11 protein-coding genes and 1 pseudogene are annotated in these 11,398 nt (G+C 59.4%); 5 read left to right on the top strand and 7 right to left on the bottom strand.

The window, feature by feature from the left end; translation table 11 throughout:
* Positions 1-222: 222 nt before the first annotated feature.
* From EDC23_RS13995 to EDC23_RS14005, 3 genes are all read right to left on the bottom strand, one after another.
* A complete protein-coding gene (locus EDC23_RS13995; protein WP_134085454.1) occupies positions 223-1,500 on the bottom strand; it encodes an ammonium transporter in 1,278 nt (425 codons plus the stop codon).
* Between the two features lie 20 nt (positions 1,501-1,520).
* Positions 1,521-1,859 (bottom strand): P-II family nitrogen regulator, encoded by a 339-nt coding sequence (locus EDC23_RS14000; protein WP_134085456.1) that lies wholly within the window; start codon positions 1,857-1,859, stop codon positions 1,521-1,523.
* A 70-nt stretch (positions 1,860-1,929) separates the two neighbouring features.
* Positions 1,930-2,589 carry a TorF family putative porin gene (locus tag EDC23_RS14005; RefSeq protein WP_166668883.1) on the bottom strand — a complete coding sequence of 220 codons (660 nt, stop codon included), beginning with the start codon at positions 2,587-2,589 and terminating at the stop codon, positions 1,930-1,932.
* Positions 2,590-2,665: 76 nt separating this feature from the next.
* Between EDC23_RS14005 and EDC23_RS14010 the strand changes: the two genes are divergently transcribed.
* A complete protein-coding gene (locus EDC23_RS14010; RefSeq protein WP_134085460.1) occupies positions 2,666-3,199 on the top strand; it encodes a hypothetical protein in 534 nt (177 codons plus the stop codon).
* Between the two features lie 20 nt (positions 3,200-3,219).
* On the opposite strand, the gene EDC23_RS14015 is transcribed toward EDC23_RS14010, so the two are convergent.
* Positions 3,220-3,474, bottom strand: a complete 255-nt coding sequence (locus EDC23_RS14015) for a TorF family putative porin (protein ID WP_208321401.1) — start codon at positions 3,472-3,474, stop codon at positions 3,220-3,222.
* Between the two features lie 218 nt (positions 3,475-3,692).
* Here EDC23_RS14015 and EDC23_RS14020 point away from each other — a divergent pair, with 218 nt between their 5' ends.
* Both EDC23_RS14020 and EDC23_RS14025 read left to right on the top strand, forming a co-directional pair.
* Positions 3,693-3,956 (top strand): accessory factor UbiK family protein, encoded by a 264-nt coding sequence (locus tag EDC23_RS14020; RefSeq protein WP_134085462.1) that lies wholly within the window; start codon positions 3,693-3,695, stop codon positions 3,954-3,956.
* A gap of 295 nt (positions 3,957-4,251) precedes the next feature.
* Complete coding sequence (locus EDC23_RS14025) at positions 4,252-5,790, top strand: YifB family Mg chelatase-like AAA ATPase (RefSeq protein WP_134085464.1); 1,539 nt, start codon at positions 4,252-4,254, stop codon at positions 5,788-5,790.
* On the opposite strand, the gene EDC23_RS14030 is transcribed toward EDC23_RS14025, so the two are convergent.
* Positions 5,787-6,665 carry an alpha/beta fold hydrolase gene (locus tag EDC23_RS14030; protein ID WP_134085466.1) on the bottom strand — a complete coding sequence of 293 codons (879 nt, stop codon included), beginning with the start codon at positions 6,663-6,665 and terminating at the stop codon, positions 5,787-5,789. The two genes, EDC23_RS14025 and EDC23_RS14030, sit on opposite strands and share 4 nt — an antisense overlap.
* 115 nt (positions 6,666-6,780) lie before the next feature.
* Between EDC23_RS14030 and EDC23_RS14035 the strand changes: the two genes are divergently transcribed.
* A complete protein-coding gene (locus EDC23_RS14035) occupies positions 6,781-7,251 on the top strand; it encodes an aminoacyl-tRNA deacylase (RefSeq protein ID WP_134085468.1) in 471 nt (156 codons plus the stop codon).
* Positions 7,252-7,368: 117 nt separating this feature from the next.
* Here the strand turns inward: EDC23_RS14035 and EDC23_RS14040 are convergent, their stop codons facing one another.
* The gene (locus EDC23_RS14040) at positions 7,369-8,751 is read right to left on the bottom strand and encodes a KamA family radical SAM protein (protein ID WP_134085470.1); all 1,383 of its coding nucleotides are present in this window, start codon (positions 8,749-8,751) and stop codon (positions 7,369-7,371) included.
* 330 nt (positions 8,752-9,081) lie between these two features.
* Here EDC23_RS14040 and rep point away from each other — a divergent pair, with 330 nt between their 5' ends.
* Complete coding sequence (rep, locus tag EDC23_RS14045; RefSeq protein ID WP_134085472.1) at positions 9,082-11,106, top strand: DNA helicase Rep; 2,025 nt, start codon at positions 9,082-9,084, stop codon at positions 11,104-11,106.
* A gap of 192 nt (positions 11,107-11,298) precedes the next feature.
* Here rep and EDC23_RS14385 read toward each other — a convergent pair.
* Positions 11,299-11,398: pseudogene (locus EDC23_RS14385) on the bottom strand (IS481 family transposase); the annotation flags it as partial.

The raw sequence follows: 11,398 nt of genomic DNA on the forward strand, positions 1-11,398 counted from the left end.
TCGTTCCATCATTGTAATACGTTTGTAGTGCTCTGACATGCAACACCCCCTTGGGTTAAGGTATTATGGTATTGCACTAGGACTTAGAGACCACCTGGATAAAATTTTTACTCTGCGGCTCTGCGCCTCCGCGTCCTCTGCGTTTCTTCCAGAATATCTGAAAAGAGAATAAAAAAGGGCGCCCGAGGGCGCCCTTTTTGTTTTGGCTTCCTGCCGTTGTTGTTACATACCGGAACCGCGCGTGCCGGTGAACTCGGGATAGGCTTCCATCCCGCATTCGGCGAGATCCAGGCCCTCGTACTCCTGCTCTTCGCTGACCCGAACCCCCATGATGGCCTTGATCACCAGCCAGACGATCAGGCTGACGGCAAAGACCCAGACGAAGATCGTCAGCGCACCGATGATCTGTCCAAAGAGTGTGGCACTCCCGGTAATCGGTACCGCCAGCAGTCCCCAGATACCCACCACGCCGTGGACCGAAATGGCACCGACCGGATCGTCGATCTTCAGCTTGTCCAGGGTGACGATGGAGAAGACCACCAGCGCACCACCGACACCACCGATGAGGGTCGCCAGTAACGGCGTCGGGGTATCCGGGCCGGCGGTAATGGCCACCAGACCGGCCAGGGCGCCGTTGAGCGCCATGGTCAGATCGGCCTTGCCGAATAGCATGCGAGCGACAATCAGCGCGGCGATCACGCCACCGGCTGCCGCGGCGTTGGTATTCAAAAATACCATGGCCACATCATTGGCACTGGCCATATCGCCCAGCTTGAGCACGGAACCGCCGTTGAAGCCGAACCAGCCCATCCACAGGATGAAGGTCCCCAGGGTCGCCAGCGGCAGGTTGGCACCGGGGATGGCGTTGATCTTGCCATCGGCGGTGTACTTGCCTTTGCGCGGACCGAGCACCAGGACGCCCGCCAGGGCCGCCGCGGCACCGGCCATGTGCACAATCCCGGAACCGGCGAAGTCGGCGAAGCCGAGATCACCCAGGTTGTACATGCCGAACACGTCTCCGCCGCCCCAGGTCCACAGACCTTCCATCGGATAGATGAAACCGGTCATGACCACGGCAAACAGCATGAACGCCCACAACTTCATGCGTTCGGCTACCGCACCGGAGACAATGGACATGGCAGTGGCCACAAACACCACCTGGAAGAAGAAGTCCGACGCCCCGGAATAGACCGAGCCACCGTCAAACCCGTTCTCGGCAGACAGACTCAACGCGTCCGCTACCAGCGAATCACCACCGGCGATACCCGACAGGAAGTAACCCCCGCCGTACATAATCGCATAACCGCAGACCATATACATGGTACAGGCGATCGCGAACAAAACTACGTTCTTGGTCAGAATTTCCGTGGTGTTCTTGGAACGCACCAAACCGGCCTCGAGCATCGAGAATCCGGCGGCCATCCACATAACCAGCGCACCACAGACCAGGAAGTAGAAGGTATCGATGGCATACTGCAATTGGAAAATTTGGTTTTCCATCTTAAGCCTCTCCTCAAGTCTTACAGCGCATCTGCGCCGGTTTCACCGGTACGGATACGAACTGTCTGTTCAATGTCTGATACGAAGATCTTGCCGTCACCGATCTTGCCGGAATTGGCAGCTTTGGAGATGCCTTCAATGACCTGGTCAACCAGAGCATCATCGATAGCAGCCTCGATCTTCACCTTGGGCAGAAAATCCACAACGTATTCCGCCCCGCGATATAACTCGGTATGCCCTTTCTGACGGCCGAAGCCCTTGACTTCCGTGACGGTGATACCCTGTACCCCGATCTCGGAAAGCGCTTCGCGCACATCATCCAGCTTGAAGGGCTTGATGATTGCCATAACCATTTTCATGGTCTTGCCTCCTTAAAAAGTGCCCACCCGAAGGTGGGCGAATGGTTTTAAGCTTACTCAAACAAATCGTTTACAGATCAAAGCTCTTGCTATAGGAAATGGTGAAACGGGCGTCACCATCGGCACCATCCATGTCGTTCTGCTCGTAGGCAAATACAAAATCATCCTTGCTCAGGCTGGCCTGGTAATGGCTGTAATCAGTTGACGAGGGATCATCAAAATCATAATCGCCGTAAAGAAGTCCCAGGGTCAGACCTTCCTTGACTTCGAAATCAGCACCAACATACATATACAGGTCATCCTCGTACTGACTGTTGGCTTCGGTATCCACGGTCATAGCCACGCCGGCACTGAACATTTCATAACTGGCATTGACGTACAGCTCGTCAAAATCATCCTCGACCGCGCTGTCAACCGGATACATGTAACGGATATAACCAAGATCCAGACCGACCGGCCCCGCATCAAAGCCGTAACCGGCATAGAGATCCTGTTCGTACTGACTGTCGCCACCGAGCGAGGAAACCCAGGTCCCGACGTAAAGACCCGCTTCATGGGCGTAGTCGATCCCTCCGGAGATCGCCGAATCATCGGCGCCCTGAGTGACACCTCGCCAGATATAGTTGGACGTAAACCCGACGTTACCGCTCAGTTCCGCGACAGCCAGGTTACTCGCGACAGTGGAGGCAGCCAGAACGCTGCCGATAAGTAATGCATTTGCCTTTCTCATTGGTCTTTTCCCCATACAGTGAAGTGTTAAAAGAAAACATGTGCTGTACAGGCTATTGCGAAGGGCGTGCCAGATCTTGTTTGTCATTAAAAAACAAACACTTGTTAATGTTTTCAATGTGGGACGCACTCTCTTTGTGCGCAGAAAAGGATCATGGCGTGGCCAGTCGCACCATTGCGGTGCAACCGGTTCACCGGGCGACTGGCAGTTAGAGACTGTTCTGAACGAGGGGACCACTGAACACACCAAAGCGCTGTTCAGGGTGTTCGCTGGTGATTTCTTTATCTGTTTTTATCCAAACAGGTGTTTCGAATTACCGACCATTTTGATTTTAACCGGTACTACCATGAAGGCTGGCTCGCAAGCGCGACAGCACCGTATGCGTGAACCGGGAAATTTATTTAAAGATCAAACTCACCCTTCAAGGTGCCCAAGGCCGCATTTTATCCAGAGCAAAGATAAACTCCTTTTTTCAACGCGGCACGAAAGTGTCGATAATCTTCCTGCGCAGGGTCATCGAATTCATACATGCCAAACAACAGGTCAGCTACAGTGCCTTGCGCAGCTCAATATCGGTATCGACACTCATATGGAGATCATTGTCCTGTGAGGCTCCGTCTTTGCCGAGAGTCAATGCCGCCATAGCAGTAACCTGAGCACTATCCACACGGCCGTAACGCTCGGTGGCATCATTATCCTACTCGCCACCGGGTACCGATACATAATCATACCGGCATCCAAGGGGATACCTGCGGCGGACCCGCGAAAACCGCCGTACAGATCCGATTCATAGCCGTTGCCATTGCCGTAATTGGCGGTCCAGACACCGGCATAGAGGTTGGTCTCGTGGGTATAGTCGATACCGCCCTGCGGCTGCGTCGTCATCGGTCCGGGTCACGCCACGCCAGAGATAGTTGGCTGTCGCGCCCAGGTTACCGGTCAGTTCGGCTCCGGGCAGAGTGGTGCCGGCGGCCCGCAGCAGGGCTGCTTGCAAGATGTCTCATGTGCTCCCGAAGTGTCGGGATTTAGCCGACGGTGCATTTACCCACCGAACAGAACGATTATAATAATAACCTCATCCACTATCCCGCACAGGCGCCCCAATGCAGACTCCGGATATCGAACAACTGGTCGACCGCATCATGAATGCCCTGCCCCAGGGTTTTCAGGAGATGAAGCAGGAGGCCGATCAACAGCTGCGTGCGGCCCTGCAGCGCACCCTCTCCCAGATGGATCTTGTCACCCGTGAGGAGTTCGACATCCAGCGCGAGGTGCTGCTGCGCACCCGCAGTAAACTCGAGGCCCTGGAACAGCAGGTCGCCGCCCTGGAACAGGCGCTGAATAATACTGAACCAACTCCAAAATAGCCCCCTACGAATCCGATCCAGCCAACCAGCCAGAGCCGCCCCCGTTCGCATCAGGGTGCATTTTCAACACGGAGCACGCAAAGGCGTTTATGCCCGCTGTTTGGGTGCGGGAGCCGCGGAGATTAAAATCTTTTCAAATTGATTTCTCCGCGCCTCTGCGTCTCCGCGAACTCTGCGTTATTTTGTGCCGACCTTCATGATCGGTTGCATCCCCCGGCGGTTCGTATAAAAATCGGGGGACGACAGGGAAAGCTTGCAGGCCACCACCGGCCTGCCTCGGACAAGGGACTATGTCATGAGTCTTGCAGTGGTCTATACCCGCGCCCAGTGCGGCGTCGACGCCCCGCTGGTCAGCGTGGAAACCCATCTCTCCAACGGTCTGCCCGGTCTGTCCATCGTCGGCCTGCCCGAGACCGAGGTGAAGGAGAGCAAGGACCGGGTGCGCGCGGCCCTGCTCAACAGCCGCTTCGAGTACCCCGCCCGTCGCATCACGGTCAATCTGGCCCCCGCCGATCTGCCCAAGGAGGGTGGCCGCTTCGATCTCGCCATCGCCCTGGGCATCCTGGCCGCCTCCGGCCAGCTGCCGATCGACACCCTCGCCCGCTATGAATTTCTCGGTGAACTGGCCCTCGGCGGCGCGCTGCGCCCGGTGCGCGGCGCCCTGCCCGCCAGCATCCACAGCCGCCAGGCCCGGCGCTGTCTGATTCTGCCGGCGGAGAATCTGGCCGAGGCCGCCCTGATCCAGGAGGCCGAGGTCCTGCCGGCCGCCCACCTGAGCGAGGTCTGCGCCCATCTGGTGGGGCAGCAACGCCTCGCCCTGCCCGAGCAGCCTCCCGTCAGCGCCCGCGCCCCCGAGCGGGAACCGGATCTGGCCGAGGTGCGCGCCCAGCATCAGGCCCGCCGCGCACTGGAGATCGCCGCCGCCGGCGGCCACAGCCTGTTGCTGGTCGGCCCGCCCGGGACCGGCAAGTCAATGCTGGCCCGGCGCCTGCCGGGCATCCTGCCGACCATGAGTGACGAGGAGGCGGTGGAGAGCGCCGCGGTGCAGTCCATCAGCCATCAGGGCTTCGATTGCACCCGCTGGAAGGTGCGCCCGTTTCGCGCGCCCCACCATACCGCCTCGGCGGTGGCGCTGGTCGGCGGCGGCAGCCACCCGCGCCCGGGCGAAATCTCCCTGGCCCATCACGGGGTGATGTTTCTGGACGAGCTGCCCGAGTTCGATCGCCGGGTGCTGGAGGTACTGCGCGAGCCGCTGGAGAGCGGCATGATTACCATCTCCCGGGCGACCCGCCAGGCCGACTTCCCGGCCCGCTTTCAGCTGATCGCGGCCATGAACCCCTGCCCCTGCGGTTATTACGGCGATGCCAGCGGGCGTTGCCGCTGTACCCCGGATCAGGTCGCTCGCTATCGCGCCAAACTCTCGGGGCCCCTGCTGGATCGGATCGACATGCACGTCGAGGTCCCCAGTGTCTCGCTGGAGGTGCTCCATCAGCAGAGCGACAACCGCGAAGAGGAGAGCGCCACGGTACGCCGGCGGGTCGAGGTGGCCCGGGCGGTGCAACTGGCGCGCAGCGGCGTCGCCAATGCGCAACTGGATAACCCCCGCCTGGAAGCGATCTGCCGGCTGGACGCAGAACCGGCGCGGCTACTGCAAACGGCGATCGCCCGTCTCGGGCTGTCGGCGCGGGCCTATCACCGGGTCTTGAAACTGGCGCGCACCATCGCCGATCTGGCCGGTGCCGAACAGATCACCGGCGCCCACATCAGCGAGGCGATTGCCTATCGGCGGCTGGACCGCCCCCTGCTCCAGGCCACCGAGCCCGGGCCCTACTAGAGCTGCGCCTGCCACTGACGACAGGTGGTCTCGATGATCTCGCGCACCTCTTCGGGCTTTTCGGTCATGGGCCAGTGGTTGCAGTGCACCGGCACAATATCGCTGTGCGGAATGCGGGCGATCTTCGCCTCCAGCGTGCTGTGATCGCTCAGGGAGGTGCCGGTGGAGAGCAGCACCCGCACCGGCCGGGTAATCCGGGTATAGTCGGGTAGCGGGCGCACCACCTCCAGCACATCCTGCAGATAGTTGGCCAGCGGAATGAACTCCAGATCCACCCGCGGGTTGGTATACAGCCGGGCAATTTCACTGGCCGAGGTCTGCTTGAGCAGCTCGCGGGTCTTCACATCCAGCGCATGCAGATCGCGGATCGGAAATTCGCGCTGGCCCAGTCCCAGTGCGTACCCCAGGCGTAATAACCTGACGATCAGCCACAACAACGGCCGCCAGCGCCGGGCCTTGCCCAGCTTTCCGTGCAGCAGTTCGGGAAAGACCGGATCCAGCAGAATCAGCCCGCCGCACAGCGTTGAGTAACGCAGGGCGAAATCCATGGCGATCTGAGCGCCGAGACTGTGACCGAGGATCACCACGTTATGCAGCTTTTCCTGCTGCAGGACCGCGGCCAGATCATCAACCCAGTGTTCACGGTGATAGGTCTTGCGGGTCATCGAATAGCTGTGACCGCGCAGATCGGGGCGCAGCAGGTTCCAGTCCCGACGCAATTCGGTGTTGCCCACAAATTCGCTCCAGCGACTGTGATTGCTCGCCAGCCCGTGGAGCATGACCAGCGTGGGCGCTTGCGGCCCCTGGCGGACCAGTTTGTAGCCCAGCCGCACGCCGTCGGGGGCGGTGATAAATCGTAGTTCTTCGCTCGGCATAATGACCGCTATGGTTATCCGGATTGTGTGTCATTTTTATCATGCCTATGACGACTTTGCAGCCGAGGATTGTGGGCTATAGTTAAAGGGTGTCGATGAATGAGGAGAATTCATCATGACCATGTCATTACGGCTTCTGGAATATCTGGAATGGAAGGGGGTCGATTATGAACTGCTGCATCACCCCTTCGTCACCGGCAGCCTGCGCACCGCCGCCATGGCCCATGTCCCGGGACGCCAGTTCGCCAAATCCATCGTACTCAAAGACGAGCAGGGCTATCTGGTGGCGATCGTGCCCGCCTCGCACAAACTGGATCTGGACGAACTCAACCGCAATCTGAATCGCAGCCTGCATCTGGCAACGGAAAAAGAGATCGCGGCTCTGTTCGACGACTGCTCCAAAGGCGCCATTCCCCCCCTCGCCGAGGCCTACGGCTATGACGCGGCGGTGGACGAGACCCTGGAAGAATCGCCGGATGTCTACTTCGAAGCCGGCGATCACGCCGAACTGGTTCACGTCAGCGGGGATGATTTCCGCTACATGATGCACCGCGCCCGGCACGGGCATTTCAGTCATCCGACATAACAGGGACGAGTGACGAGGTACTAGGGACGAGGCTTTGTATAAAACGGGCCTTGAGAAATTATTTCCTCGTCACTCGTACCTCGTCCCTTGGCACTCCCGGCCCTTCGGGCCGGGCGGTCAGACGACCCGCGGATTGATCTCGCCGGCGAGCATCGCCTGGTATTCGTCCTCGAAGAAGAATTTTTCCTCGCCGAAGGCCGGCTTGAGCTGATCCAGCCAGGTGGCGTTTTCGTCGTACTGCGCGAAGAAGGGGCGCTGAACCCAGTCGGGGTTACGGGCCTGGATGAAGCGCAGAACGAAGACCTTCTCGCCGTTGATTTCACTGACGCCCTGGATCTCCACCTTGCCGGGACCGGCGCTCATGGAGGGGCCGCGGGCGGTGCGGCCGAGGCCGGAGATCTGCTGCATCGCCTCGCGGTAGATTTCCCAGGCGCGGGCCAGCGGCACCTCGAAGTACTGCTTCGCCCCGGTGTCACGCTCGACGAACATGTAATAGGGCACCAGTCCCAGGCGAACCTGTTCGCGCCACATGTCGGCCCAGATTTGCGGATCGTCATTGATGTGGCGTAACAGCGGGGCCTGGGTGCGAATCACCGCGCCGGTTTCGCGGACCCGGCGGATCGCCTCGCGCGCGATGTCGGTGTCCATCTCCCGCCAGTGATTGAAATGGGCCATCAGGGCCACATGCTTGCCGGCCCTGACCAGCCGGCTCAACAGATCCAGCAGTTCGTCGGCATCCTCGTCGGTGACATAACGTTGCGGCCAGAAGGTCAGCGACTTGGTGCCGATACGAATGGTCTGGATGTGATCGAACTGCGGCTGCGTCAGCGGCTCAAGATAGTTCACCAGGTGCTGGGTCTTCATCACCATGGGATCGCCGCCGGTAACCAGCAGATCACTGATGTTCTTATGCTGTTCCAGGTAGGCATGCAGCTGATCGGCCTCTTTCGCGGAGAAGCGCAGCTCTTTGTCGCCGATAAACTGGGCCCAGCGGAAACAGAAGGAGCAATAGGAATGGCAGACCTGGCCCTGGCTGGGGAAAAACAGGATGGTCTCGCGGTATTTATGCTGAATGCCGTCCAGGGTCTGTTCATCCAGTTGCGGGACATTGAGCAACTGCTGGCCGGCCGGATGGGGATTGAGTCCGGCACGGATCGCACGGGCCACCGCCTGGATCCCGGCCCTGTCCCCGCCACGCAGGGCCTCGACCATGCGCGCGAAATCGGTCTCGGCCAGCATGCCACGCTGCGGAAAAGTCAGCTGAAAAACCGGATCGGCCGGAATATTGTTCCAGTCGATCAGCTCGTCGATCACATACTGGTTGACCCGAAAAGGCAGCACACTGGCGACCACCCGCATTTCGAAGCGCTGCTGTGGTGTCAGTTTTTTCAACGGCGCGATCTTGTCCAGGTGCCGCTCGGTATACACCAGAAAGCGGCGTGGCTCGAACGGCTCTTCGGCAAACGCTCGTTGTTCGGGCAGTGACATTACGCTGGTCATGTCATTCTCCAGAATCCGGGGCAGCCTGCTCGTCGCAAAGACACGTCCGCCCCGCAGGGCGGGGCAGGACAGGACAGGGGGACGAATAGCGGATTGTGTGGCGGCAGTGGTGCCGGCCAACAGACAGGCTGACTCTATGTAAACAGTGCCACATACTAACATCCCTGGTTTTTTGGAACAACGCAGGGCCGGGGAATTAACCTTTATTAAACAATAACTTGGATTATCGAACCGGCAACCGAACGCTGCGCCATCCGGGCCCGAATGTCAATATCGACCGCACCGTCCACCCCCACTACAATGTCCGCTCAGCAGGAGTTGTCAGCGTTCATGTCCACGATTCTCAATCCCCGACAAAACCAGGCCGTGCGCCACATTGACGGACCGTGCCTGGTCCTGGCCGGGGCCGGCAGTGGCAAGACCCGGGTTATCACCCACAAAATCGCCTATCTGATCCAGGCCTGCGCCATCGACGCGCGGCATATCGCCGCGGTCACCTTCACCAACAAGGCGGCGCGGGAGATGAAAGAGCGGGTTGGCAAGCTGTTGCGCGGCGACGCCGGCAAGGGGCTGCGGGTCTCCACCTTCCATACCCTGGGTCTGGATATTTTGCGTCGCGAATACAAGGCGCTGGAGTACAAAGCCGGCTTTTCCATTTACGACAGCGCGGACAGCACGCATCTGCTCAAGGAGCTGATGAAACGCTCCTTCGGCGATGACGGCGGTCAGGCCGAACGCATGTTGTGGCAGATTTCGCGCTGGAAAAGCGAGTTCGTCCTGCCCGAACAGGCGCTGCAGCTGGCCGACGGGGACGTCAACCAGACCACCGCGGCCCTGCTCTACGAACAGTACCGCCATTACCTGAAGACCTACAACGCGGTCGACTTCGATGATCTGATCATGCTGCCGGTGATCCTGTTTCGCGAACACCCGGAGATACTCGAACGCTGGCAGAACCGCATTCGCCATCTTCTGGTGGACGAGTACCAGGACACCAACTCCACCCAGTACGAACTGGTCAAGCAGTTGTGCGGCGTGCGGGGCAATCTGACCGTGGTGGGCGACGACGATCAGTCCATCTATGCCTGGCGAGGTGCCCAGCCGGAGAACCTGTCACTGCTGCAGCAGGACTACCCCAACCTGAAAGTGATCAAGCTGGAACAGAACTACCGCTCCACCGGCTGTATCCTCAAGGCCGCCAACCGGCTGATCGCCAGCAATCCGCATGTCTTCGAAAAACGCCTGTGGAGCGAGCTGGGTTACGGCGATCCGATCCGGGTGATTCGCACCCGCAACGATCAGCACGAGGCGGAACAGGTGGTCTCGGAGATCATGCATCACATGTTCGTACAGCGGACCCAGTATGCCGATTATGCGATTCTCTATCGCGGCAACCATCAATCACGATTATTTGAACAGGCATTGCGCGAACACGACATTCCCTATTACCTGAGCGGCGGTACCTCGTTTTTCGCCTATACCGAGATCAAGGACATCATGTCCTATCTCAAACTGATTACCAATCCGGATGACGATAATGCGTTTCGGCGGATTATCAACACCCCGCGCCGCGAGCTTGGCCCCGCGACGCTGGAGAAGCTGACCGAGTACGCCATGGGCCGCGGCCACAGCCTGTTCGTGTCTGCCATGGAGTTTGGCCTGAGCCAGGTACTGAGCGACCGGGCCGCCGAGAAGCTGCAACGCTTCTGTCACTGGATCCTGGATCTGCAACATCAGGCCGAAGGTGACGCTCCCGCCTCGGTGGTCAAACGGCTGATCGTTGATATCGATTACGAGCGCTATCTGCTGGATAACAGCCGTGACGAAATCATTGCCGAGCGCAAGCTGGAGAACGTCAACGAACTGGCCAACTGGTTCGAACGCCTGGCCAAGGCCAATCCGGACGCCTCACTCAATGAACTGGTGACGAAACTGACCCTGCTCGACACGCTGGATCGCAACGAGGAAGACGAGCGCGGCAACCGGGTGCACTTGATGACCCTGCACGCCGCCAAGGGACTGGAGTTTCCCCATGTCTATCTGGTTGGCATGGAGGAGATGCTATTGCCCCATCGCAGCAGTATCGAGGAGGAGAGTCTGGAAGAAGAGCGCCGTCTCGCCTATGTCGGCATCACCCGGGCCCAGAAAACCCTGACGTTCACCTACGCCAACCAGCGCAAGCGTCACGGCGAAATGCAGGAGTGCAGCCCCAGTCGTTTCATCGACGAGTTACCGGACGAAGATCTCAAATGGTCCGGCGAAGGCGTGGAGATGGATCCCGAAGAGCGCCAGCAACGCGGGCAAGCCCACATCGCCAGCCTGCGCAGCATGCTGGCAGGGACGAGTAACGAGTGACGAGGGACGAAGCAAAGAAAAAGCCGGGCATTGTCCGGCTTTTTCTTTTGTTTCCTCGGCACTCATCACTCCCCAAAGAAAGTAGGCCGGACATAGCGAAGAGGTGTCCGGCAATCCGGGAAATGCCCGATACCGCGGAGTTTATGCCCGAAGGGTGCTATATCGGGCCTACCTGCTGTTAGGTGCTAGGTGCTAGGTGTGTAAACCCACCAGGTTGTTCACGGAAAGCCCCAACCGGCTAACCGGCGGTTTGTAATCCAGGCTGGCATGGGGGCGGTGCCAGTTGTACTCA

This window comes from Thiohalophilus thiocyanatoxydans (assembly GCF_004366735.1).
Classification (GTDB): domain Bacteria; phylum Pseudomonadota; class Gammaproteobacteria; order UBA6429; family Thiohalophilaceae; genus Thiohalophilus; species Thiohalophilus thiocyanatoxydans.